We start from the raw sequence: 25,087 nt of genomic DNA, 5'->3' as shown, positions 1-25,087 counted from the left end.
AGCCTCCGTTGCGAACGCTCGGCCGCGGACCTCGCCGAAGCGCAAGGGTGAGAAAATCGCCACTGCACTGCGGTCCCTGAATACTCTGACGACAGCCACGTATCCGGGCACCGATTGCATCCCTTTCCCCGGTTGGATGCTGACGTCGACCTCGACGGAAACTTCCAGGGTAAAGCCGTTGTATTCGTAACTTCGCAGCATGTCTGTCCCGTTTATTGGTCGTGCCGGCACGCGCGCACGCCAGACATCTTCTCGAGCCGCAGGCAGATCGCCGAGAACTCACTTGTACTCACGCGCGACAGTGCGATTTGCACGTCGTCAAGTTCCGGATCGTCTTCGGATTGCTGGACGATGAACTGCTTGACCCGGACGCTCCCTGAACCGAGCGTGTGATGCACGGTGTCCAGAGACACGCTTCCACGCTCGACCAGTAGTTGTATGTTGCGCTGTTGCCGAACAGAAATGAAGCGGCGCTCGAGCGGCTTCACACCCGCAAGAATTACCAGGATGATGACGGTTGCACCGATGGCGGCCGTGTACATTCCGCCACCGACAGCAAGGCCGACGCCAGCGACGGACCACAGGCTCGCAGCCGTGGTCAATCCCCGCACAACTTCGCCGCGAAGCAGGATCGATCCCGCCCCGAGGAAGCCAATTCCCGACACCACCTGGGCGGCAACCCGCGATGGATCGAGTATGACGTTCTTCTCGCCCAGCACATCGGCAAAACCGTATGCCGACACCAGCATCATCAGGCACGCCCCGACGCACACGAGCATGTGCGTGCGCAAACCCGCAGCCCAGTTCAGTCTTTCGCGCTCAAAGCCGACCACGCTGCCCAATAGTGCCGCCATAAACAGTCGCGACAGAATCTCAAAATTCCCAATCATGGTCTCGATCTCAATAGCCAGCCATGTACTTATCTGCGATCCTGGGGCGGAGCACTGGATGCAGACGGCAGTTGGCTAGATTGTGGCGCTTTTGTGACCAAAAATGAGATTCACGATTTCGCGCGTGGGTACGCTGGTGAGAAGCGTGGCCACTTTCCGGGGGCGAAACCATCGGCATCGAAGGATTTCGCTGCTCGGTTCGGGACTCGCATCGGGGGGCACGACTGCGTAGAAGACGTAATGCCGCTTGCTCAGACCGCCGAACTGGAACAGGTAGCCGAGTTCGAGCCCGGCGAGGGTTGTTTCCTCGCTCAGTTCCCGTCTTGCCGCATCCGCCGGGGATTCGTCACGCCGGATTGTGCCACCGGGCAAGGCCCATCGTGAACGCCCCCGTTCGACGAGGAGGATTCTGCCGTCCTGCCAGCACACGACGGTCGCTCTATTTTTCATGCTCGCGGGTTCAGGTCTGGTACTGTAATTTTCGGGTGAATCGCAACGTTGCGCTGGTAGAAAGCTTTTCGTAACAAAACTGGCGAATGAACCACCTGAGCAACGATCGATCCCGGCGCGCGATGTGCCACCGACGATTTGAGCGTTGCATTCTGACGGGGAACAATAAAATTGGGAACCCACTTTTCACTCGAAGCTCGTAGGCCTCCCGGCCTCTTGTTGCTTCGGCTGTCGCAGCGCTGACGACTTCGCGCCCGGAGGCATCCCTGCGAAGCGGTTGGGCGAGTGCAACACGCCTGCCGGTTTTTCTATCACCTCGCGTAATGGCCATGGTACGTACGCGACGAACGGCATGAAACCCTCGCACATGCCCGATATATGTTCGCTTCAGACCGGCCGTCGTGGAAAAGATGCGCCGCATCCAGGCGAGGAACTGATCTACGTCGTGCGCGATGCGACCGGCAAAACGCTGCTGCAGTCGCGCGACGCGGACGAGACGGTTTTCCCGCCGAAACTACGTGCCGGGTTCGCCTCGACGGCGACGCATCGGGTCTACGCGGAAACCGGTCTGGAGGGCACGATGTCACTGCTCGTCGCGGAGCCGCTCAAAGCCCGCCGGCATGCCGAGATCAAGGCCACACTCGCGGTCGGCCGGGCAGTCGCGCTGTTTCTGCCGGTCGGCCTCGCGGGTATCTGGCTGATCGTGCGCACCGGTCTGCGGCCGGTCCGCCGCTTCTGCGGCGGTATTGCGACGCGCGGACAGAACGATCTGAGCCCGCTCGACAAGCAATCGCTGCCTGTGGAGATCGCGCCCATCGCCGATGCAGTCAACGATTTGATGGCGCGCCTCGAACGCGCGCTTGCTGCCGAACGCAACATCACCGCCAACAGTGCGCACGAGTTGCGCACGCCGATCGCGGCGGCGCTTGCCCAGACGCAGCGCCTGATCGCCGAAGCGCCGTCCGCGCCACTTCGCGAGTGGGCGCGGAACGTCGAGGGTGCGCTGCGCGCGTTGTCGCAGATCAGCGAGAAGTTGATGCAACTCGCGCGCGCGGAGGACGGGCGTGTCCTCGCGGACCCCCCCAGGATTTGCGGCTTGTGCTGTCGCTCGTCATCGATGACTTTCGGCGTGCCGCGAACGCGAGCTCAATCGAGCTCGACCTGCCGGAAGACCCCGTACTCTCGCGGATCGATCCCGACGCTTTCGCCATCGTTGTACGCAATCTGATTGAGAACGCACTGAATCACGGCGCGGCAGGTGGACCGATACGGGTCGTGCTGTCACCGGGCGGCACGTTCAGCGTGACAAATCACGGACAGGCGGTGCCGCACGACGTGCTCGGACGCCTGACGAAACAATTCGAACGCGGTACGTCGATGACGAAAGGCAGCGGGCTTGGTCTTGCCATTGTTGACGCGATCGCGAAGGGCGCGGGCGCGACGCTCTCGCTGCACTCGCCGGCGCCGGGCTGGCCGGACGGTTTTCAGGCAGTCATCGACGGCCTGCTTCTTGTTTCGGGCCGACACGGAACCGCGTGAGAAAAAAGACGGTAAGGCGCACTGCGGCTCATCAACGTCCGCGATGCGTAACAGACCTTTTGCCGCCTGGACAGCGGCCACGTATTCAGCCGTTCGGTATGCAACGTTCTGAACCGATGTTGCGTCGGTCAAGCGTGTGATATGTGAAGGTTTGGAACAGTACCCCAGGCGATATGTGTTGAATCGGTGCAGTCGTCAGTTGTGTCCCGCGTGATTACCGCTGAGGTATCGGCCTTTCATGTATTGGTACGGTTCGTGCTGCAAGCTTTCGGAAATGCAAGACAAACGACATAATCTTCGGAGACAACATGGGCTACCTGAGCATTGCGGATCGCACCGACAGCTTCTTCATTCCTTGCGTCGCGCTCATTGGTCCGGGCTGCGCACGTGAGACCGGTGATCGTGCGAAGTCACTGGGCGCCGGAAAGGCACTGTAAGACGTCCCTTCCCCCTCTCTGGCAATGCCAGGAGGGGATGCGTCACTTGCGTACTGAACTGTCCCGTCATTTCGGGAATAGTACCCACCGCACGCGAAAGGCCTGGTACAAGACTCAGCCAAACGCATGCGGCTCACAACAACAGCAGTCACCACGTTACCGGCTCGCCAGGCCGGCGTGTGGATGACATGACACGAGACACAAGCAATGTCCAGACACAATCACAACCCCGCGTGGCCCCGCTTCCGGCGGCGCGCCGGCCTCACGCTTGTCTTCGGCTCGGCGCTCGCTGGCGCTCCCGCAGTCGTTTTTGCGCAGGCCACCGCGCCGGATGCAGCGTCAACAGTTCCGGCCGCATCTGCCACGGACTCTGCTGCAACGGCGCCAACACAAAACGAACCGGTGCACCAGCTTGCACCGATCGTCGTAGTCGGCACGACGCCGCTGCTCGGCATCGGCACGCCGCTTACGCAGGTGCCTGCCAACGTGCAGACGGTACGCGGTTCCGACATCGCGAACCAGAATCGCATGGCGTTACCTGACTTCTTCGAGAAGAACCTGCAAAGCGTCGCGATCAACGAAGCACAGGGCAACCCGTTCCAGATTGACGTCAACTATCGCGGCTTTACTGCATCGCCTGTGCTTGGCACACCGCAGGGGCTATCCGTGTTTCTCGACGGCGTGCGCGTCAACGAGCCATTCGGCGACGTCGTGAACTGGGACCTGATTCCGCAACAGGCGATCGACACGATGCAACTGATCCCCGGCTCGAATCCGGTATTCGGGTTGAACACGCTGGGCGGTGCGCTCGCCGTCACGACCAAGAACGGTCGCGACCATCCAGGCGGTGAGGCGCAGATTATGGGCGGCTCGTGGGGACGCAAGAGCGCACAGATCGAACAGGGCGGTATGATCGGCCAGAACCTCGACTATTACGTGACCGGCAACGCGACGAACGATGACGGCTGGGCCGACCACAATGGCAGCCGTGTCCGGCAGGGTTTCGGCAAGCTCCGGTATAAGGATTCGGACACGACCCTGTCGCTTTCGGCCGGCGGGGCGGACAACAACCTGCAGGGCTCGCAGACGATACCGCGCTCGTTCCTCGACAACCCGCGCCAGGCGTATACGTTCCCCGACCAGAACCTGAACAGCGCCGCGTTCGTCACGTTGAACGGTGAGCACTATTTCAGCGACAACGTCGAGCTAAGCGGCAACGTGTACTACCGGCATTACGACAACACGAACATCAGCAGCAACACAAATGGCGATTTCGACCCGACCGATCCCAACTCGCCGCAGGGCACCAACCAGAAGTCCGATATAACAACGGACAGCTATGGCGCGAACCTGCAACTGACACTGCTCGGCAAGGTGCTCGGCATGAAGAACCAGTTCATTGTCGGCGGCAGCGCGGATATCGCGAATTCGCGCTTCGTGCAGTCGTCCCAGGACGCTTTCTTCACGCCCACGCGTGCGACGATCGGCATCGGCGACTTCAATCCCGAAACCGATGCGAAGACACACAACTCCAACTATGGCCTCTACCTGAGCGACACGCTCGCGCTTACCGAGCAGTGGTCGGCGACATTCTCCGGTCGCTACGACTTTGCAAGCGTCGACATCGGCGACCAGACGGGTCAACAACCGGGCCTGAACGGGCACCACACGTTCTCGCGTTTCAATCCGGCATTCGGCATCAACTGGAATCCGGTGCCGGGCTTTACCGCGTATGCAGCGTACAACGAAGGCATGCGCTCGCCAACCGCGATCGAACTCGCGTGCGCGGACCCGGCCGCGCCGTGCTCACTGCCGAACGACTTCCTCTCCGACCCGGCGCTGCGGCCGGTGATCGCAAAAACGTTCGAGATCGGCGCGCGCGGCCGTATCGGTTCGTCGACGACATGGAACGCCGCGGTGTACCGCACCACGCTCGATGACGATATCCAGTTCATCAGCAGTCCGGCGGCCGCAAACACGGGCTTTTTCCAGAACGTGGGCAAGACGCGGCGCCAGGGTTTCGAGCTGGGCGCGCACACGCAGTGGGGGCCAGTTGGCGTCGGCGCGAACTACAGCTATGTGGACGCGACCTACCAGTCCACGTGGACCGAGAGCGCCCGGAGCAATTCGAGTGCGGACGCGAACGGCAACATCACCGTGCATCCGGGCGACCGCATTCCGGGCATCCCGGCGAACACGGTGAAGATGCGGCTCGACTACACGCCGATTTCGCAACTCAATTTCGGTACGAACCTGACGTGGCGCGGCAGTATCTTCGCGCGCGGCGACGAGGACAATCAGGATGTGAACGGCAAAATCTCCGGCTACTTTCTCGTCGACCTCGATGCGACGTGGAACGTGACGAAACAGTTGCAGGTGTTCGCGCTGGTGACGAACCTGCTCAACAAGCAATACTCGAGCTTCGGCGTTCTTGGGCAAAACTTCTTCACCGGCCCGGGCCATACGTTTGACTTCGCGAATGCGGCCAACGAGCAGTTCCTCGGCATGGGAGCGCCGCGTGGTGCGTGGGTCGGATTGAGGTATGCCTGGAAGTAGTGCTGAAGATTCGCCAGCGCGCAGCCGCGCGTCAGCGCTGCGCGCTGGGCGCCCCGTGCGAATTTGCGGTTCGGGCGGTCGGACCACTCAGCACGAGGCGCAAGCAAAGTCGATTATTGATACCGGAATTCCACCCGGATTCAACGTCGAGACGACCAGACAGGTCCGTGCGGCGTGCCTGCCCGTATACCTCGCAGAAGAGAAAAGCCCGCAGAGGTGGCAGGCTGAAACCATATGCATGGAGATATGCAGGGGAGTTGATTCTGTGGGTGGTAGCCGTGAATGCATTGTGAAGAAGTGCATGGACTCCTTCACGAAGTAATTCTGTAGAGGTGGGCCCAGTAGATCATCGGGTGACCAAGGCCATTGAGACCACCTCCTCCAAAGCGCCGCGCCGCTCTTGCTTCGCACCGAATCCCTAGCAAACGATGGGAAATATTCTCATCATGCGGGTAGACCGTACAAGATCTGCGAGAGAAGTGCCTCGACGCGGCGCGCTCCGAGTTCGGTCAGAGCGACATCCAGCGGTCTGCGACCCTCAAGTAGCGGGTGAGCCGCGGCTAGAAATGTGCGCGCGTCTCCCGGGTCTCCCCAAACGTATGATGCAGTCGCGTAGATGCGTGCAATACGCTCTGTTTTCTCCGATTCTCCCATCGAGAGTCGTTCACGACGACGCTTGTAAGTTGCCTCGGGAACGACGCTTGCGCGCAGCGCCCGGCGGGTTTCAGCATCTGTAGCGATGTGCTGCACGCTCATGGCAAGTGCGGATTTTGGCAGACCGTCACGTACTCGGGCCTCGAGTTCCGCGAGTGAACGAGGAATTGGCGCCAAATTCATCACGGCGGCAACTTCGGCAGGGGTAACGAATTCCATGAGTGCCTCGTTCAATATCGTGTGAGTGCACTGTATGGCGTATGTGCCCGACGGAGTTGCGGTGGACTGGGTTAGAACAAAACAGATGTAAGCGCGGCCACCCACTAACACCCTTGTCCACGATCTGTTGTAGGTGTGAACGATCAATAGAGTCCGACGAAAGACAATAGACTTCGGCACAAAACGATAGTGTTTGACGAAAGCGAAGGTCGCATGGGCGCAGGTGCGACTACCGTGCTCCTGCACCTTCCGGCTAGGCGCCGACGTTCGACCTCGCCACCAATATCGTCAACAATCTTTTCTCCCGAAGTTGCGAACACTGCCGACGGTGATCATCACCGGCGGCCGGGTGCGATGAGAGATGGCAGAACATCTCACGCGCATTTTGTGCTATCTAACTCTTCCTTCCAGCCTCGACGTTAAAAGCTCGTATTTTTGTTGCGAGGTATCGGCCAATGCCTCGTCGCGGGTGGACAGCGTGTCCTCGTACGGCACCGGTTCAGCGAACTGGCTCACTGTCAGATCCCACTTTTTGCCGTCAATCAGATTGTAGAAGTGCGTGCCACCTGACGTTCGTGTAGTGAGAATCTGACCGCCGAAATAATCCTGGACAACGAGAGACGTCACACTGCAGTGATTTTGAGCCGGATTCGATGGTGACCATGCGTCGGTGGGACTTGACGTGTCTCCGGCCCAAACGCGTGAAATCGATCTGTACAAGTCGAGGGGTGTCGCAAAGGTTTTCGATACAGAAGTCATCTGATTTTGCTCTCTCGTTGAGTCGGCAACCGATGGGGCACCCAAAAACAAAAAGCCCCGTCGCTGCCGGCGGGGCTTCGAAGCGCATCTCGCTGCGAATTTCTAGCGCGCGCACATCCCCAGCGGCAGTCCGGAATGGGAATGCGCACAATGGTGAGTCGCGATGGCGAGGAATATGAACGCTTGCATAGGTAGGGAGTTTGCCGTCAGCTGTTGAAGCCGTCAATGAATGTCTTATCGGTGTTTGTTTCCCGTAACGAACGCTTTCGGGCTTGGCGACAAGCAGGTTGGGAACGTCTAATGCATGTTGCATGGAATGCGTGCCCGATGCTATCACCTCGGCCGAGGCGCGGGAATCTGTGTCGACATTACTCTGAAAACAGATGGTCGATGCCAGGCGCAGAATCCGCGTGCAAGTACGAACTGTCACGCCTGCCGCGCAGTCAACAGCTTCACGCTCAGTGCGACAAATATGAACCCGCTCAGCCGTTTGATCACACTTACCCAGCGAGTCGCGGCAAGACGACCATGAAGCCGTTTGACTCCCGTGGAGTAAGCCGAATGCACCACCATAACAATGACTGAAATGGTGAGATACATTGTGAAGAATTGCAGGGGCAAAGGGCGGCTGGCAGTGAGGAACTGGGGCATGAATGCGGAAAGGAAGATCAAGGTCTTCGGATTGCTGCCTGAGACAAGCAGCGCTTCCCGAAATACCTTTCCTTTGTCAGTCCTTCGCTCGAACTTCTCGGTAGGGATGGGGGTCGGTTGCCTTGACGCGTGTTTCAGTTGCTTCAGACCGAGATATGCCAAATAAACGGCACCGATGACTTTCATGCCGACGAAGATCGGAGGCATGGCGGCAAGTACCGCACCCACGCCTACCGCGACGAGGATAACGACGACGAGTTGCGCCAGGAGATTGCCTGCAATAGTCGTAACAGTACCCGCGCTGCCATAACGAAGCGTATTGCGGATGACAAGCAGAACGTTCGGCCCCGGCGATAGCGTCGTCACAACGTATGCGATTGCAAACAGTATCCAGGTATGGAATGGCATGCAGGATTCCTTGAGCACGGCCTGAGACTATGGTTGAAAGAGCAAAGTAGCACATGGATCCGTGCTGCACACATAAGGCGCGGTGCCTTGTTGAGCCGGCAGAATGGCTCAGTTGGAACCGGTACATACCGTATCAAGGGCCTCAAGATACTGCAACGGAGGGCGCGAGAATTTCAATGGCCACTGCTTCAGCGCCATGTATTTCAGCAAGTACCTGACAGACTCGACGACGAAAAGTACGCCAACCAAGGGCGTTGAAGTTGTGCTGTCAAAACGATGCCTTTTGTATGTTTTTGGTTGGCGTATATTTATTTGGCATACGAAATTTACTGCCCCTCTGCTCGGAATTGCCGCAGCATGACGAATAGCACCGACCGTCGATGATGAAGATTCTCGATTTGCCTCATTTCCGACGCTGATATGCACGCCCACCGATCGCTCGACCCTGCCACGCAGGTGGACCATCCCATTTGATCGTAATTCCCACTTCGGATAGTTTTCCCAGCACATCGATATTTGCAGCGAGTGGCAACAAATACTCCCATCCGCAGTATTCGATGATAGCCTGTGCAGCGTACAGACCTACGCCAGACAGAATGACAGCTTCGAGCATCGGAGGTGCGCTTCCCCGAGTGCTCAGCACAGCATACGCCCACCATAACCGCCTTGCCCTGAAATGCCACGTCGATTCCCGGTTGTCGGTAACCCGCTTGAGCGTGCCCGGATATCGTTCACGGTACCGTGGAGTGTCGGCGACAGGCACCGGGAGCGCTGCGAGCAGACGCGCCTTCGTAACCTGTTGCGGTTTGCCGGATCGGGTAAGTAACTCAGCAGCGGTCGCGTCGACGTGCGCCGCAAAACGCTCGTCGTCCGGAGACACGGCTTCTGCTGACGACGTTTTACCTACTCTGGTTGCTATCGGCGTGGACAGCGTTTCAACAAGCCATTTTCGGTCATGCTCGTAGAGCCATGATGTGATGCGATTCGCCCTCCGCCACAGGTCCTCAAGTGTCGTTTTTGGATTTTTTGATAACTCGTCCCGTATCCTGCCTCTATACGCTGTACGTGGTGTGGACGGCGATGCCAAAGAGCGCCCCGAATTGGACTCGGCAGCCTTCGTGCTACGAAGCGCATCCTCCTCGGATACTCGTTGCAGGGCCAACGCAAACTTGTCTCGCGTACCAAAAAGATACATCGCCACCAACAGGTGCCGCGTAATCGGCATATCCCACGTGCAGTTATCGCCACCTGTAAAGCGTATCCAGAAGCTCATCCTCTTTGAGGCGTATGCAGGATCCACCGCGGAAAGAAACGCGTCACCCAACTCTCCGATCAGGTGCTCCTGAAACGCTTTTGCCTGTACCTTTGATCCCCGTCTGAAGCCCAATTCGCGAATGCGGTTCTGATACGCAGCACGCACACGCAGCGGACCCACCTGGCCCAACGGGTAGTTAAGCAGATCATGGGCGAAACTCGCGTAATCAAGCATGCCCGGCATGTCCGAGGCACCCGTGTCTTCGACCCCTGTCACCTGCCAGCCGCAGTGGCAAGCGTGCCACGGTTGACGCAGCAGGCGTGCGCGAAACTGGAACGGTCGACGACATTGCGGGCAACTCGACAGCAAGCGCCCGCGGTGACGCCAACACACGCTGACGCCTGGCACATGGTGGGCACGGTGCCAGTAAGCCATGCCGAATGCGTGGACGTCCTCCTTCACACAGGCAGGACACAACTGCGCTTCCCCGTGATGCCCGACAACGCGCCGAGGCAGCCGACTCACCATAACGCTAATGTCAGTCGTTGTGGTTCGTTGCCCGTCGACCAGAAACGGCTCGAACAGCGGCCACAGGGTATTCTGTTCCAGAAGCCTTCGTCGCGCCGCATACGAACTGTCGCTCATGCGATCCGCAAGATGCAGCATCGCCGGTGACACGATTTGCTCAAGCGCGAACGGAATGCTGTCGAACAGATCAAGAAAGGTTTCAGCCTCACCCTGGTTGCCAGATAGCAGGTGATGCCGGGCAACACGCGACTGGATAGTCTCATCAGGCAGCGACGGAACAAAAAACAATAGTGCATGCATCAAGGTTAGGAGGCAGCATAGGCCGTCGAAAATTCCAGAGCGTCTTCCAGCAGCCAACCGGCATCTCGCAGGGCAGCCGGCGGCGCCTCATGCCCGGCAAGGCTGCGCGCTTCGGACGGAATCCGCTCGCTTGCCGTTGTAGCGCTGGTCGCCGGAATTTGGGGCATTTCGCACGCTTCGGGCGAGGGTTGCGCAGCGCTCGCATGTACCGGTCGCCGGATATCACGAAGCATCGACAACTGCGACGACACGCACGTCTCCCGGTCGAGCATGCCCATCATCGCGGCGATCTGGCTGTCGGGTGGGAGCAGGTCCTCGAATTTCGACATGCGCCGGGTGTCGCCGCTGCGCAAGGCATCAAGCGCTGGTTTAAGCAATTGCATCCGCGTGTCCGCAATGGTGCGCAACAGCTTGACCGTCAGGCGCTCTTCGCCTGTATGGATGGCATGCCGCTGGGCGAGCACGAGCAGCTTGATCAAGATGTCCGTCACGCCCTGTGTCAGGTCGTACAGTGCATCGCGTATCTCAGCGGTCATCGGCTCCACATGCTGAACCCACTGGTACTGCCACGCAGCATCCACCAGGAGTGCCCATGCCGGATCGTCATGCGTTGGCTGCCTGAAGTCGCTCAGTCCGAGTCCCGTGGCACGCCTTGCGTTGCGCATCACATCGGAGAAGAGATCGATCATCGAATTTGTGCCCACGAACACAACCGGTATGCCGATGCTGTTGATGAGGTTCACAAAAAAGTTGAGCATGTTTTCCTTGCCGCCCGTCTTCGCCACACGCAAATGCTGCAGTTCATCGATGATCAGCATGCCGACGAAGTGCGTGCTCGCGATCTGTTCAATCTGGTGAACAAGTGGGACGATTCCGCGTGCTGATCGGTAGCGTTTGGCATATCGTTCGTCCCCGATTGCTCGGTCAATGGCGCGAAAGAACGCGTGGCATAGCCCTGTGAGCGAGCCGTCGAACGGACATTCGATCTTCAGCCAGGGGATCTGCACCTGAACAAGCTCGTGCCCTTTGTACTGCTGGTGACGAACAGCTTGTGGATAAAGCCGAAGAATGGACTCCAGCGCTGTCGATTTGCCTATACCGCTCAGTCCCACGACGCTTAGCGTTGAGGCGGTGGACCGGAAGCCGCTTTCGGACGTCTGGCCGAGGGCAAGCGCATACATGTGTCGCCACGTCGAGTGGGCAAGTGGATTGCGACCGACGTATCCGCTACGGATCAGCGAAGACAGGGCAGATTCGAGCTCCAGGTGAATTGGCAGGGGCTGAACCAGTTGCAGCAGTCGGTCAATGCAGTGCAGCCGGACCTCCTTCGACAGTCCGACCTCACTCCCAGGCTCTTCCGGGAACAACGCCAGCGCCGCGGCGGCGTCGGCCTCCGAGCGGATCGGCGGTAATGCTTCGATGAGTGGATTGCCCTGATACTGCGCGATGGGAGACTCGATATATCCGGCGGCAACAAGGCGAGCAGGCGTTGTCATGTGCGATTACCCCTGTTACGCAGTCGACCGAGCAGATCCAGCACTTCCGCTCCGCGCTCACCAGCATAGGTATCGACGACGCCGGGGGTAGCCGCTGCTGGAACCGGACTACCAGCCGAATCAGCGCCGCCCACCGGCGACGTGTTACTTGCGCGGTGACGCTCGGCAGCCTTTTCGAAAGCCCGATGCATCCTGATATTGCCAAGCTGACGGCTATCAGGGACAGGCGTTGATGGTTTTGCCGCGCGCTTGTCGATGCGGGCCTGACCCACGGCTGCATCGATATGCGCGTCCAGACGGACCCGGTCGTTGAGGGCGGCATACGCGTTCTCGGTTGTCGGCGTTCCGGTCATGCCAAGCATATCGAGAACCTCCTCCAGACGACGGCCGGCGACCCGCTCCTCTGATGCGAGCAGATCGCAGCGGATAAAGTTGCGCTGCGGGTCCTGAAGCCAAACGTGAGTTGTATCGTTCGGGTCGTACCAGACCGTTACGCTGCGGCGTCCGTCCCGGCGCGCCCTGGCAAACCAGTTCTCCTCAACGGCGAGGGCGCACGAGTAATACATGCCCTTGAAGCAGATGCCACCACGCTGGATCGACGCATTTTCGCGCGGTAGCAGGTGCAGGTAGACGAGATTCTCCGGTTGCGTATTCGGCGTGGAGAGCCCGCGTTCCATTCCCCATCGCCAGAGATTGACCGGTGAGGGCTCGAGTTCCTCTCCGATCATGTCGGCCGTTAGCCGTTCAGGCCTGCGGCTGTGATGGTTGTAGTGCAGGACACTGCGAATCATGATGCGGGTGAACTCCTCCAGATCGAGAATTGCATCGAGGCGGTAATCGCGCTCGCCGCGTTCGGCGATTCGCTGTCTGACAGCGCCAGGAATCCAGTGAATCTGCGCAGTCTTGTTCAGCAGTCGGAATCGGCTCTCCACGATCGATTTCCAGTCTGGCCGGAATGGCGGCGCAATCGTAATGTCGATCCCGAGGCCGGATACGATGCCCTCGGCCGCTTGCCCCAACATCTCGCCCCGGTCGGCCATCAATTCGTGTGGAAGATGGTGCGACGGCCACGCCGACGGTTCGATCTCAACACCGTACGCACTACAGAACGCTACCTTGTCAGAAAATGCGTTGAACAGCGCGTGCCGCGCTCCGTTCCAGCTAGGGCCTTCCAGCCCGACAAAAATTCCTACGATCATGGTCGAGAAAACGTCGATCACAACGTAGACCACGGGGCGGCCAATAACCCAGTTGCGGTTGTATCTGCTCACCAGATAGATGTCGGCGATTGTCGCGTCGATTTCGAAGCGATGCCCCGGCCCGTAGACGCCGTCGGCTGCCCGCCCCGTCAATCCGCGATGATCTTTCTGCCACCGACGCTCGCCCACGCGTGAGCGATGGACCAGCAGGTCATCGAACGCCTTTTTCCCCCAGTAGCTGAACTGCCGTTGGCTGGGCAACTGGTCGAGGGGTTTGAGCGTGAGGTCGTCTGCTGACGCGCCCGGCACAACATGCTCCAGTACGTAAAATCGTCGCAGGGTTCGGTGATAGGCATCCGCGATCGACCCGACTTCGTTGTTCCTGTAGAGGGAGTACCCGACCCGTATAAAGCCCTTGTCGTCCTCACCAAGGACCTTTCCGCAACGCTCACCGACCGGCGCAGCATGCACAGGCGGACGGCCCGGGCGCTTGCCAGGGGCAAATACGCGATCCTTGCCGGGCCCACCCGCGTTCTCGTAGTTCGGTAGCAACGCGTTGCGGATCTGGCCAAACATCCAATACCGGTAGAGCAATCGATAAAGGGTCTTGCGCTGTGTTTTCGTCGCTGCGGCATGTCTTGCGACGAGCGCGCCCATCGCACCTTCAGCGAATATTTCTCCCGGTACGCCTGTCTCGACCAGGCCGGCAATACGTTTCCAGTTGCGATCACGTGATTCCCGGTCAGACTGTGAGACATCCTCTTCAACCCTAAGCATGTACCCGGGTAACCTGAGCTTGGCGCGTCGCACGTCGCCCCGCTCAAGCCACGCGAGAACCTCCTCTGCTTCGACGATCCACGGCCTGCGGGGCGTAGGCAAAATCGAAATCAGCGTGGCCGGTGCAGCAGGACCACCTATCCAGAGAATGCGCGCCAGGCCGTCGAACGGCAGTCCCTCGGACAGAGCCTCGATGACCGTGTTGAGCAGTGTCGTAGTTTCGATCATGTCAGGCTGCCCGCTTATAACGAACGGGACCGTTCGGAGCCACCTGTATCCTCGGCGCCTGCGATGTCACTTTCATCGGCGTTTCGAGATCAACGAGAATTACCTTGTGCCAGACCAGATGCCTGAACAGCCTGACAGCGTCCGGGTAACGCATGCGTAGCCGGTAACTCACCATGCGAAGCAGCGACGAAAGCGTCCTGTCGTGAGTGCCAGCGTCGGCAATACCCTCGACAAAATTGGTCTGCAGGCTGCTGTCTTGCAATTCCTGTGCGATTTCCGCACAACCGCGAAGCCAGATGAGATTGCTTGCCATCGTGGCGCTCATGCTCGCCTCAGTGACGAGCTTCCAGTCCACGTCACGCTGTGCCCAAAGAGCTTTTTCGAGTTCGAGCTTTTCGAGTGTGCGAGAAAGCCTGTTACTGGGCGCCAGTTCGTCGGCATATTTAACCGTCCGCGCGAATTCGCGAACTGAACCGTCATCTGATCTTACGGTGACGACGAAATCGGTCGTCATCACGAAAGGGACCGTTGTCCCCGCATAAAGTGGATAGCGGATGCCTCGCTGCCGGGCGATTTCCCGGACTGGCGCGATAGGAAGAAGAGGGAACTGCTCACGGATATCGACGACGCGCTCCGAAAATTCAAGCGCGACAAGGTAGCGATACTCGAGATCGGAGAGCACATGATGGATGCGCCCTGTCTTGAGTCCATGGACTTTTCGCGAACGACCACGTGAGGGAACGTCTTGTACACGAAGCCACGGATTGTAGTCCGCGCCGACGCCTTGCCCATAGCCTTGGGCTACATACCGCTCGATGTCCTGTTGTGTTCTGAAACGTCGTGCCCGCATGCATGCCCCGATGAATGAGAGGCAGGAGGATACCGGCAGGTACGCCGTTTGTGTCGATCTTTATTGTCTTGTGTCCAACTATATTGTCTCGTGTCGAACTCTATTGTTTGTTCACAGATGGGCCGTGGAGCTTAGGGTTAGCCCTACTCATAGTAACTTTCCTACATAGCGCCAGATAGCCGCCGGACTTGACGCAAATCAGATTTGGCGGTCTTTCATCACTTTCATTCATATGCATATATGCAAAAAGGAATAACTGAGCCAACTGAAAGATACCGATGAATGACGACCGAAGTCCGAGCGAGCGCCGGTCATGTCGCCTCGTTCGTCGGGGATGGCCGAAATCAGCGTGTGCCCCACAGGCGGGAGCATTCTCCAATAGCACGCTCGTTCTATTTTGTGTAGGCTCGTGGAAATCGATCTCTTCCACCGCGAGCGTGCCGCCATGTCGCTGATCCTTTCCCGCCGTGACCTGAACTTCCTGCTTTACGAATGGCTCGATGTCGAGCGCCTCATCCGCATCCCGCGCTACGCCGATCACTCGCGCGAGACCTTCGACGCCGCGCTCGACACCTGCGAGAAAATCGCCACCGATCTGTTCGCGCCGCACAACAAGAAGAACGACCGGAACGAGCCGCACTTCGACGGCAAGACGGTCACGATCATCCCCGAGGTGAAAGCGGCGCTGAAGGCGTTCAGCGAAGCGGGCCTGATGGCCGCGGGCCAGGATTACGAATATGGCGGGATGCAGCTGCCGCTCGTCGTCGAAAAGGCGGGCTTCGCGTGGTTCAAGGGCGCCAACGTGGGCACGAGCGCGTACCCGTTCCTCACGATCGGCAACGCGAACCTGCTGCTCGCGCACGGCAGCAAGCAGCAGATCGACACGTTCGTGCGCCCCGAACTCGCGGGCCGCTTCTACGGCACGATGTGCCTGTCCGAGCCGCAAGCGGGCTCCTCGCTTTCCGATATCGCCACGCGCGCCGACTACGAGGGCGAATCGGCGCTCGGCGCGCAGTATCGTCTACGCGGCAACAAGATGTGGATTTCGGGCGGCGAACACGAACTCGCCGACAACATCGTGCACCTCGTGCTCGCCAAGATCCCCGGCCCCGACGGCAAGCTCATTCCAGGCGTGAAGGGCATCTCGCTCTTTATCGTGCCGAAGTACCTCGTCAACGAGGATGGCTCGCCCGGCGAGCACAACGACGTCGTGCTTGCAGGCCTCAATCACAAGATGGGTTACCGCGGCACGACGAACTGTCTGCTGAACTTCGGCGAGGGCACGCAATACGCGCCGCGCGGCCGCGCAGGCGCGATCGGCTATCTGGTGGGCGAGCCGCATCGCGGGCTGGCGTACATGTTCCATATGATGAACGCGGCGCGCATCGGCGTGGGCCTCGGCGCGACCATGCTCGGCTATACGGGTTATCTGCATGCGCTCGACTATGCGCGCAACCGGCCGCAGGGTCGTCCGGTGGGCGCAGCGGGCAAGGATCCGGCGTCACCGCAGGTGAGGCTCATCGAACACGCCGACGTGCGCCGCATGCTGCTCGCGCAGAAGAGCTACGTGGAAGGCGCGCTCGCGCTCAATCTCTATTGCGCGGCGCTCATCGACGAAGCCGATGCGATCGAAGACAACGCCGCGCGCGCACGCCTCACGCTGCTGCTCGACCTGCTCACGCCAATCGCGAAGAGCTGGCCGTCCCAGTGGTGCCTCGCCGCCAACGACCTCGCCATTCAGGTCCACGGCGGCTACGGCTATACGCGCGAATACAACGTCGAGCAGTTCTACCGCGACAACCGCCTCAATCCGATCCACGAGGGCACGCACGGTATCCAGGGGCTCGACCTGCTGGGCCGCAAGGTCGTCATCGAAAACGGCGCGGCGCTGAAGCTTTTCGGCGAACGCGTGGGTGCGACGCTCGAGCGCGCGCGCAACAGCGGTGACACGACGCTCGGCAACCACGCACGCGCGCTCGATGCGGCGCTCCACCGCCTCGTCGACGTCACGCAGAAGCTGTGGTCGGCACTCGATCCGGCGGTGACGCTCGCGAATGCTTCCGTCTATCTCGAAGCGTTTGGCCACGTCGTCATGGCGTGGATCTGGCTGGAACAGGCGCTCGTGGCGCGTGCGGCGCTGTCGCAGGCCATCACGCACGAGGCAGATTTCTATCGCGGCAAGCTGGCCGCCGCGCAGTATTTCTTCGCGTGGGAACTGCCGAAAACGGGCGCGCAGTTCGATCTGCTCGCCTCGCTCGATCGCACGACGCTCGACGCGCAAGACGCCTGGTTCTGACGCGCTGTCCGCATCGACAAAAAAAAGAGCGGCGCGACTTCGGTCGCGCCGCTTCTTCATTCAGGGCTGTTGTTAGTGCAACGATTAGCCGACTTGCGGCTTGAAGCGGTGCAATAGCTTCTCGAAGGAACCCTGCTGGCGCATGCGCTTGCTCAGGTGGCATGCAGGCCGCTATTGCGCCACCGCGTCGTGGCAGCAAATACCGATCTTGTTCCCTTCGGGATCGTGAAAGTAGGCGCCGTAGTAGTGAGGGTGATAGTGAGGCCGCAGGCCTGGGGCGCCTTCGCATGTCCCGCCATGGGCGAGCGCGATGGCATAGACGGCGTCGACGCGGTTTCTATCGGGTGCAAGCAGCGCGACCATCTGGCCGTTGCCTTGCTGTGCAGGGTTGCCGTCGTATGGCGTGCCGACGATGAAGAGCGGACGCGGCGTCCCCGGCGCCATCCAGCCCGCCCACCCACCTGACCACGGCGTATCGCACTCGCAGAACTTCAGCGTATGCCCGAGCCCGTCCATGATGGCCGAATAGAATGCGAAAGCCTGATCGAAATCGTTGATCCCGATAACGACGTGCGAAATCATCTGGTCCCCTCCCCTCTGTGCGAATAGCGCGATGACGGGGCCAGCCAGAATGAAGCCGGTTCGACACCCCACGATGGCGAACGCATGCAACTTCTCGATCACGTATCAATCGGTGTACCCGACCTTGACGCCGCGCGGCCATTCTACGACGCGATCATGGCGGCGCTCGGCGCATCGAAGGTCTACGACCGTGCCCATGCGCTTGGCTATGGCGATCGCTGTTCGCGGGACGACACAGCGTCCACCTGACTCGCCGTCTATCTCGACACGAGCGATATCGGTGCAAACAAGCGACATTGGTGTTTCAAGGCGCAAATGCGCAAGCAGGTCGATGCATTCTTTGCGGCAGGTCTCACGAACGGCGGACGCTCTGACGGCGAACCTGGCCTGCGCCCGCATTACCACGCGAGCTACTACGCGGCCTTTCTGTTCGATCCGGCAGGTAATCGCGTCGAAGCCGTGTGTCATGCGAGAGAGGACTGAGCACTGACACGCGCTACGGCGACGAAGGCGACCGGATCGCGTGCAAGGCGATTTTCCCCGCGCAAATACCTCGGAGCCGCGCACCTCAACGGGGCGATAGGTCACATCCCGTACGGCTGCGGCACGCGATTAAGGTCCTTATGCCGACGGCGCCGGGTTACCGGATGTCTTGCCGCAGTGGACCTTGAAGCCCAGATGCGTAAATGCGTCATTTGCGCAAACTTCCTCCCATGGTCGGTGACCTGACGTCGGTAACCGGATATGGGAAGTCGTTACCTTAAACGGGGCGAGGCCCATCCCGGGCTCGTCGGGAGCTACGTGCCGACATGCCGACGAGTCGGCAATCTTGCGTTCTTCTTCGATTCTTTCCGGCAAAGGATGCCGTAGACAGCTCGTGTACCGAATGCGATTCCCATAACACGATACCTTGAAGCCCTCCGTGCTCCCATAGATGGAACCCGATAGACGGGTTTTGTTTTAAATTCATCGGCTTGTACGACATTTAAAATGTAAATTATGAAGAACTGGTACTCGATTGAGATGATCGTCAGGGTTACCGAACGGCGTGCGGACGCCAAGGTACCCATGGATGGGAGTTACTGAGGTTGGTGACCACTTACCTGGCGACAGGGTCCCGGTTTTGGGAAACGTCTTTCTCATCGGACACGGGTTTTAGTGTTTACCTTTAACGCTTTAACAACTTTAGTAAACCTTTAGGCGGCGCAAAGCCTTACGTGGCAAGGCTTTCCGGGCGATTTGGTCGCCCGTTATGGGATTTCGGGTACCTGGTATGGGACGTTTGGGTTGTGGATATGGGAATTCGGTATCCGCGGATGGGTTTTTGGGGCTGTGGATATGGGGAAATGGTGCCGCGCTATGGTCCAGATGCTCGTGACACGCTTAGGTTGCTGGCTATGGGAAGCGTGAAAGGTCGCCTTCCATGGGACGTTGAGCACATCGAGGGGCTATTTCCGGAGGGCCGGGCCATACGTCAGGTCGCCTGTTATGGGAAGTTCGCCAGGTAGCCGAATATGGGAACGATATGGGAGCTGCCTGCATGGGTCCCCAGGGTGGATTTTTGTGGTGCCCTTGTCCAGGTTGGATGCTCCAGCGGCAAACGCTCAAGGGTAACCGGTTATGGGTGCGATTTATGGTGACCAGATATGGGAGCATATAGCGGTGCTGGTAGCCGATTCACGCACTCCGCCTGTCCAGTTGGGTACCCAGTTATGGGGCAACGGCCAGGTAACCATTGATGGGGAATATCTCTCAAGGTATGCAGTGGGTCCTTGTGGATAAGTCCACTGCACCAAAACTCCCATATCCAGGTACCTTCGTGGCGAAATATATGAGAGTACGCACTCACTCTCGCTGAGTTGGTTACCGGTTATGGGAGTTTTGCAGCGCGCACGACCCATAAAAGTTCCCATTTATGGGAGCGTCCATTGGCCGTTCCGGTTGCCGCTCTGGCGGGTTTCAGCTCCGCACATGCGGTTGTGACGCGCCTGTCAACCAGCCAGACACGGAAATGTCGTACGGCGGCACGGCCTTGATTGCGACCTTGAGTCACCAGGGCGCTTGGTATACAGTTACCAACCGATCAGGTTCCCTTCAAACGTGGATCACATGGCAAGAAAAAAGGCCGATGCCGGCGATGCCGACAAGCAAGGCGCACTCGTATTTCAGCAAGGCCAGCCGCCTGATCTGTTTCGCAAGGCCGTCCCGGCGATTCATATTGCGCCAAAATCCGGGTCCATCAGCCTCCAGCAGCGCAAGATGTTCAGCTCGCTGATCAAAAACGCGATTCGCCAGGATTCGCTCGAGACGGGCCGCTCGTCATTCGAGATCACGATCTCCGCCCTCTCGCAGGACGTCGATCTGAACAGCAACAACACGGAGTACGTCAAGGAGACGATCAACTCGTTGATCAGCACGGTCGTCAACTGGGACTACCTTACGCAGGATAAGCGCAGCATCTGGAAGGCCTCCGGTCTGCTCGCCGGTGCCGAACTCGAGCGCTCGGTACTCCGCTATACGTTTTCCGAACAGATTCGCGGCGAGCTGCTGAACCCCGAAATCTACGCGATGATCGATATGCGGATCACACGCCAGTTCAGGAAGGCGCATTCGCTCGCGCTGTGGGAAAACGTCGTACGTTATGAGGCAGTCGGCATGACGGCTCGCTTTCCGTTGGCGACACTCAGGGATCTGATCCTCGGCCAGGATACTTCGGCGCAATCGTACAAACTGTACAAGCAGTTCAAGAGCCGTGTGCTTGTTCCCTGCATCAAGGAAGTGAACGAAATTTCGGATCACATCTTCGATCTCATCGAGCACAAGGTTGGACGTTCCGTCGTCGCACTTCAGTTTCGCGTAACCCGCAAGCCCGAGACGGACCCGTCGCAGGAATTGCGGGCGAACGAGACGGTGCTGATCGGCGAAATGTCGAAATTCAGCATTCCGGTGTCCGAGGCGAAGCGTTTGCTGAAACAGTACGGCGAGGAGAAGATCCGGACGGCGGTCGCCTACACCGCGGCGCGCGTCGCGCAGAAAAACGCCGCACCGCTTGCGAACGTAGCAGCCTATTTCCGCAAGGCGCTCATGCAGGGTTACCAGTTGCCAGGCGCCAACGCGGCGGCAGGTACTGCGGCCGAGTCGGCCAAGGCGCGTGAAAGTCAGGATCAGGTCAAGGATCGCTACATCGCGGCCAAGATCGCCGAGGCGCGCTCGTACTTCAACGAACTTGAGTACGACGATCAGACCGCACTGATCAAGCGCTATAACGAGACCGTCGGGATGGACAAGCTCAAGGTTTCGACGGCGAAGGTGCCAAGCAAGATGGCATCGACGAATTTCTTCCGCTGGGTCGTCCTCGATACCTGGGGTCAACCGACCGCCGCGGATCTGCTTGAATTCCTGTTGAGCGGTCAGCAGGGTGCGGGCGCTGTGGATGGCCAGGCTACCGTTGATGTTGAGCTTGCGTTGAAAACCCGCGCCGAGTGAGGTAGCAGGCTACGGCTCTGCCGCTGCATTGCCCAGCGTTGTCATTTGGCCGCGTACAGTAGCAGGATTTACGAAATATTCCGAATAAATAGCAGCAGATAAATATACGCTGCCTGCTCTTCTCGTTTGAACGCTCGTTCAGACTCACTTCCCCTTCTTTAACATGAGCCCGGTCATATCAGATATGGCTGGGTTCATGCCTTCAGTATTGCCCGGATGCAAGAAATCTCCACGTGGAGATCTCACGATGATGGTTCGCGCATCGGCATGACGATACGCTAATGGAATAGATAACTGAGCAGATAACCGATGGTGTGATGCTTGGCGGTTTGGTTGGGCAATTTCATACGCTGGCTGGTTTGGGATTCACGGAGCCACGCAGTCACGGACCTTGAAGGTTGTGTTGAATGAATCTCCACGTGGAGAGAGCGATGCCTAGCCACGGGTCAATACTTGGCGGCTCCGCCGCGCCAACAACCGTGTTTTGAATCTAATCGCGGTCGGATTTGCATCGACAAGCATGCACCTAGCTCACGTAAAGCCTACACCGTAGATTCAACGACATACATCTGAATCAGACTGGCTGAAACGCCAATCACCACCGGTCACACCTATTAGCAGAAGAAGTGGCACCGCAGGACACGCAATCTCCACGTGGAGATCCGACAATGACCGCGGGCGTCTCCCTGATACGCGCTACTCCTTCGCTTTTAGCTAACGATTCACCTCCCGCCACCTATCCTTTCGGCCAAACGGTTGTGACTCGGCAACGGATTGGGCGGAAAACCTAGAATTTACTTTAACGTCCCGTTAGACTCCCACTTGGCGTGCGAAGTCTCCACGTGGAGAGTGCGTGAGGACGATCGCCAGCGGATTGAACATTGCATGGAGAACCGAATGGGACTGGTCATAGCAGTAGCGAACCAAAAGGGTGGTGTGGGTAAAACCACCACCACCATGAATCTGGCTGGGGCGTTTCAGTCCGAAGGGTACAAGGTCTACGTTGCGGATGCCGACGGCCAGCAATCGTGCATGAGTTGGTGCGCCGCCGCTGGTCCCGATACACCGCTTCCCTTCCGGGTCGGCAGCATCCACAAGCTGGAAAAGATGATTGGCCCCGAAGTTGCCGCACTCGCCGACGATTACGACGTCGTGATCGTAGACTGCCCCCCCAACATCAACGACCTCACGACTGCGCGCGTACTCGCCGTGGCCGATGCCACGATCATCCCAACCGATGCCTCGCCTATCGATATCTGGAGTAGCGAAGGGATGATGGAATTGGTCGAACGGACGCGTATCGCAAATCCGGCTGGGAAGTTCGCCATTTTGCTGAATAAGTCGAATTCGAAAACGCTGCTGCACACGCAAATGAGTGCGCTACTGGCTGAGAGTAACGTGCGCGTATTCACGTCCACGATCAAGCAGCGGGAGCTTTATCGGCAGACCGCCGCGCTGGGTCGCACCGTTTTCGACGTTCGTGGCGTACGTGGGACGAAGATCGCGAAAGACGAAATCAACGCGGTCTACAACGAGATCATTGCGCTCGTTCAGGAAGAGGAGGAGACCGTCGATGGCCGCTAAGCTCAACTTCACCAGCAAGGTCCGGGCGGGCATGGCCGTAGAACGAGTCTCTGCCGGAGAGCGTCTTGCCGAAGCCGATGTCGTCAGCATCGCCCAACGCGACGCTGGAGCCACCAGTCAGCCGGTGGAGGACGCATCGACACCCGGATCGTATTCTGTCAGCAAGATTCTGGTCGAGGATGTTGTCTCGAATCCGTACAATCCGCGCTCGTTTTACAGCGCGGAAACGATCGACGAGCTGGCCGGCAGCTTTGAGACGCAAGGTCAGATCACACCGATTCTGGTGACGCGCCTGCACGAATTCCCGGGCAAGTACGTCATCGTGGACGGCGAGCGACGCATCCGTGCCGCTCGCTCGCGCGGCGACAAGACAATCGACGCTGATATTCGCGATGGCCTCGATAACCAGAACCTGTACTTGCGTGCGTACCACGCGAATAAGGAGCGCGAGGAACAGACGGTTTTCGACGATGCGCTCGCCTGGAAAAAGCTGCTGGACGATCGAATCTACGTCGACCAGGTCGAGTTGGGTGTGGCCGTTGGAGAGGATCCGAAGCACATCAGCAAGGTCATCTCGCTCACGTCGCTTCCGTCGTTTCTGCTGCAGCGGATGGCGCAGAACAAGAAGGATGTCGGGCTTGGGCATGCCTACAACATCAAGCTGATTTTCGATCGCGCTGGCGCGACCGTCGCTGAGCATTGGCTCCAGCAGGTCGTAGAAGGGAAGGCGAGCGTTCGCAAGCTCGAAGCTGCCGCGTCCGCTGAAGCAGGTGCGCGACGGATCGGCCCGCGCCGGACACACTACCAGTCGCGTGTGCAGTTCAATCGTCCCGATGGCGTCGCGCTCGGCGAACTCAAACTCTTCGGCGACGGACGAGCCGAGCTCAGTCTCAAAGGCATCGCACCCGCGGATCAGCAACGGCTCGTTGAACGTGTCAAAACCGTGATCGAACAATGGGCGTCGGAGATGGATACGCCCGAAAGTGTGTAGTTTTACGTGCAAACCGGCCGCAGGGTCGAATCCGTGAAACAAGAGGGAGCGATCGTATCACGCGCGATATGATTTAAAAATCAACGCGATACGACGGATTTCATAGAATGTTTCACGATTTGACCCTGCGCCGATCAGACAAAAACGGGTTTTGGGGGCAAGGCTGCGGCTCTCCACCGGTATCACATACAATCTACGTGAAAATGTACTGAACATTACGTAAATGGCGTTTTGTGTACAAACCGCATTTGACCGACAGGATTGACAAACAACCGGTGCCCAGGCGATGCTTACCGCCATGAACCGCCGCCAATTTCCCATCGCGCTGATTATTCGCACCATTCCTCGAATGGTGGGTTAGTGCGTATCTGATAGCAGTAACAACAACCCGCCCCAAGAGGCGGGTTTTTTGTTACCGCCTCCTGGCTTAACGTACGTCAGCACAGGAGCAACCCATGTCGGCCAACCCGAGCCGTGTCGCAGTCGAAGTCCCCACTACCGCGCAGAACGATTACCTTCGAAAAATCCTCACCGCCCGCGTCTACGACGTGGCCCGCGAGACCGAGCTGGAGCGCGCGCCGAACCTCTCGGCGCGCCTCTCCAACCGCGTGTTCCTGAAGCGCGAGGACAACCAGCCGGTGTTCTCCTTCAAGCTGCGCGGCGCCTACAACAAGATGGCGCATCTCACGCCCGCGCAGCGCGAGCGCGGCGTGATCACCGCTTCGGCGGGCAATCATGCGCAGGGTGTGGCGCTGTCGGCTGCCAGACTCGGCGTGAAGGCCGTGATCTGCGTGCCGGTGACCACGCCCCAGGTGAAAGTCGATGCCGTGCGCGCCCACGGCGGCCCGACCGTCGAGGTCGTGCAGGCCGGCGAATCCTACAGCGACGCCTACGCCCACGCCGTGCGCCTGCAGGCCGAGCGCGGCCTGACCTTCGTGCACCCGTTCGACGA

Annotated in this window: 16 protein-coding genes and 3 pseudogenes; 9 read left to right on the top strand and 10 right to left on the bottom strand. The window is 59.1% G+C overall.

Annotation, left to right across the window (positions count from 1 at the left end):
* Positions 1-212: 212 nt before the first annotated feature.
* Positions 213-890 carry an MgtC/SapB family protein gene (locus ACFPTO_RS20190; RefSeq protein WP_377714106.1) on the bottom strand — a complete coding sequence of 226 codons (678 nt, stop codon included), beginning with the start codon at positions 888-890 and terminating at the stop codon, positions 213-215.
* A gap of 75 nt (positions 891-965) precedes the next feature.
* On the bottom strand, positions 966-1,340 hold the full coding sequence (locus tag ACFPTO_RS20185; protein WP_377714104.1) for an NUDIX hydrolase: 375 nt from the start codon (positions 1,338-1,340) through the stop codon (positions 966-968).
* Positions 1,341-1,764: 424 nt separating this feature from the next.
* Here ACFPTO_RS20185 and ACFPTO_RS20180 point away from each other — a divergent pair.
* From ACFPTO_RS20180 to ACFPTO_RS20170, 3 genes and pseudogenes are all read left to right on the top strand, one after another.
* Positions 1,765-2,879, top strand: a pseudogene (locus ACFPTO_RS20180) (sensor histidine kinase); the annotation flags it as partial.
* Positions 2,880-3,187: 308 nt separating this feature from the next.
* Positions 3,188-3,313 (top strand): annotated as a pseudogene (locus tag ACFPTO_RS20175) (L-threonine dehydrogenase); the annotation flags it as partial.
* Positions 3,314-3,523: 210 nt separating this feature from the next.
* Entirely contained in the window at positions 3,524-5,872 is a 2,349-nt protein-coding gene (locus ACFPTO_RS20170) for a TonB-dependent receptor (protein WP_377714102.1), read from the top strand.
* Positions 5,873-6,316: 444 nt separating this feature from the next.
* Here ACFPTO_RS20170 and ACFPTO_RS20165 read toward each other — a convergent pair whose 3' ends face one another.
* The 7 genes from ACFPTO_RS20165 to ACFPTO_RS20140 form a co-directional block, all read right to left on the bottom strand.
* A complete protein-coding gene (locus ACFPTO_RS20165) occupies positions 6,317-6,745 on the bottom strand; it encodes an antitoxin Xre/MbcA/ParS toxin-binding domain-containing protein (RefSeq protein WP_296650009.1) in 429 nt (142 codons plus the stop codon).
* A gap of 390 nt (positions 6,746-7,135) precedes the next feature.
* Positions 7,136-7,504, bottom strand: a complete 369-nt coding sequence (locus ACFPTO_RS25185) for a YunG family protein (RefSeq protein WP_465262959.1) — start codon at positions 7,502-7,504, stop codon at positions 7,136-7,138.
* Between the two features lie 426 nt (positions 7,505-7,930).
* Positions 7,931-8,563 (bottom strand): LysE family translocator, encoded by a 633-nt coding sequence (locus ACFPTO_RS20160; protein ID WP_377714099.1) that lies wholly within the window; start codon positions 8,561-8,563, stop codon positions 7,931-7,933.
* A gap of 403 nt (positions 8,564-8,966) precedes the next feature.
* Complete coding sequence (locus tag ACFPTO_RS20155; protein ID WP_377714097.1) at positions 8,967-10,634, bottom strand: TnsD family Tn7-like transposition protein; 1,668 nt, start codon at positions 10,632-10,634, stop codon at positions 8,967-8,969.
* A 17-nt stretch (positions 10,635-10,651) separates the two neighbouring features.
* A complete protein-coding gene (locus tag ACFPTO_RS20150; protein ID WP_377714095.1) occupies positions 10,652-12,142 on the bottom strand; it encodes an ATP-binding protein in 1,491 nt (496 codons plus the stop codon).
* Positions 12,139-14,346 (bottom strand): Mu transposase C-terminal domain-containing protein, encoded by a 2,208-nt coding sequence (locus tag ACFPTO_RS20145; RefSeq protein WP_377714093.1) that lies wholly within the window; start codon positions 14,344-14,346, stop codon positions 12,139-12,141. Before ACFPTO_RS20145 ends, ACFPTO_RS20150 begins: the two co-directional genes overlap by 4 nt.
* A 1-nt stretch (position 14,347) precedes the next feature.
* Positions 14,348-15,028, bottom strand: a complete 681-nt coding sequence (locus ACFPTO_RS20140) for a TnsA endonuclease N-terminal domain-containing protein (RefSeq protein WP_377714091.1) — start codon at positions 15,026-15,028, stop codon at positions 14,348-14,350.
* A gap of 613 nt (positions 15,029-15,641) precedes the next feature.
* Between ACFPTO_RS20140 and ACFPTO_RS20135 the strand changes: the two genes are divergently transcribed.
* Complete coding sequence (locus tag ACFPTO_RS20135) at positions 15,642-17,492, top strand: acyl-CoA dehydrogenase (RefSeq protein ID WP_377714203.1); 1,851 nt, start codon at positions 15,642-15,644, stop codon at positions 17,490-17,492.
* 171 nt (positions 17,493-17,663) lie between these two features.
* Here ACFPTO_RS20135 and ACFPTO_RS20130 read toward each other — a convergent pair whose 3' ends face one another.
* Positions 17,664-18,074, bottom strand: a complete 411-nt coding sequence (locus ACFPTO_RS20130) for a VOC family protein (protein ID WP_377714089.1) — start codon at positions 18,072-18,074, stop codon at positions 17,664-17,666.
* 84 nt (positions 18,075-18,158) lie between these two features.
* On the opposite strand from ACFPTO_RS20130, the pseudogene ACFPTO_RS20125 reads away from it, so the two are divergent.
* From ACFPTO_RS20125 to ACFPTO_RS20105, 5 genes and pseudogenes are all read left to right on the top strand, one after another.
* Positions 18,159-18,557: pseudogene (locus tag ACFPTO_RS20125) on the top strand (VOC family protein).
* 1,626 nt (positions 18,558-20,183) lie between these two features.
* Positions 20,184-21,560, top strand: a complete 1,377-nt coding sequence (locus ACFPTO_RS20120) for a replication initiation protein (protein ID WP_377714087.1) — start codon at positions 20,184-20,186, stop codon at positions 21,558-21,560.
* An 897-nt stretch (positions 21,561-22,457) separates the two neighbouring features.
* Entirely contained in the window at positions 22,458-23,144 is a 687-nt protein-coding gene (parA, locus tag ACFPTO_RS20115) for a ParA family partition ATPase (protein ID WP_293036554.1), read from the top strand.
* Entirely contained in the window at positions 23,101-24,135 is a 1,035-nt protein-coding gene (locus ACFPTO_RS20110; protein ID WP_377714085.1) for a ParB/RepB/Spo0J family partition protein, read from the top strand. Before parA ends, ACFPTO_RS20110 begins: the two co-directional genes overlap by 44 nt.
* A gap of 455 nt (positions 24,136-24,590) precedes the next feature.
* The coding region (locus ACFPTO_RS20105; protein WP_377714083.1) for a pyridoxal-phosphate dependent enzyme at positions 24,591-25,087 on the top strand (497 nt) is incomplete at its 3' end.

Source organism: Paraburkholderia denitrificans (assembly GCF_042655705.1).
Classification (GTDB): domain Bacteria; phylum Pseudomonadota; class Gammaproteobacteria; order Burkholderiales; family Burkholderiaceae; genus Paraburkholderia; species Paraburkholderia denitrificans.
The sequence above is the reverse complement of the archived record's forward strand: the minus strand, read 5'-3'. Positions and strand labels throughout refer to the sequence as shown.

Excerpts from the sequence above, each read along its gene's own strand:
- ACFPTO_RS20190 (WP_377714106.1), bottom strand. The coding sequence starts at position 890 with ATGATTGGGAATTTTGAGATTCTGTCGCGACTGTTTATGGCGGCACTA.
- ACFPTO_RS20185 (WP_377714104.1), bottom strand. The coding sequence starts at position 1,340 with ATGAAAAATAGAGCGACCGTCGTGTGCTGGCAGGACGGCAGAATCCTC.
- ACFPTO_RS20170 (WP_377714102.1), top strand. The coding sequence starts at position 3,524 with ATGTCCAGACACAATCACAACCCCGCGTGGCCCCGCTTCCGGCGGCGC.
- ACFPTO_RS20165 (WP_296650009.1), bottom strand. The coding sequence starts at position 6,745 with ATGGAATTCGTTACCCCTGCCGAAGTTGCCGCCGTGATGAATTTGGCG.
- ACFPTO_RS25185 (WP_465262959.1), bottom strand. The coding sequence starts at position 7,504 with ATGACTTCTGTATCGAAAACCTTTGCGACACCCCTCGACTTGTACAGA.
- ACFPTO_RS20160 (WP_377714099.1), bottom strand. The coding sequence starts at position 8,563 with ATGCCATTCCATACCTGGATACTGTTTGCAATCGCATACGTTGTGACG.
- ACFPTO_RS20150 (WP_377714095.1), bottom strand. The coding sequence starts at position 12,142 with ATGACAACGCCTGCTCGCCTTGTTGCCGCCGGATATATCGAGTCTCCC.
- ACFPTO_RS20145 (WP_377714093.1), bottom strand. The coding sequence starts at position 14,346 with ATGATCGAAACTACGACACTGCTCAACACGGTCATCGAGGCTCTGTCC.
- ACFPTO_RS20135 (WP_377714203.1), top strand. The coding sequence starts at position 15,642 with ATGTCGCTGATCCTTTCCCGCCGTGACCTGAACTTCCTGCTTTACGAA.
- ACFPTO_RS20130 (WP_377714089.1), bottom strand. The coding sequence starts at position 18,074 with ATGATTTCGCACGTCGTTATCGGGATCAACGATTTCGATCAGGCTTTC.
- ACFPTO_RS20120 (WP_377714087.1), top strand. The coding sequence starts at position 20,184 with ATGGCAAGAAAAAAGGCCGATGCCGGCGATGCCGACAAGCAAGGCGCA.
- parA (WP_293036554.1), top strand. The coding sequence starts at position 22,458 with ATGGGACTGGTCATAGCAGTAGCGAACCAAAAGGGTGGTGTGGGTAAA.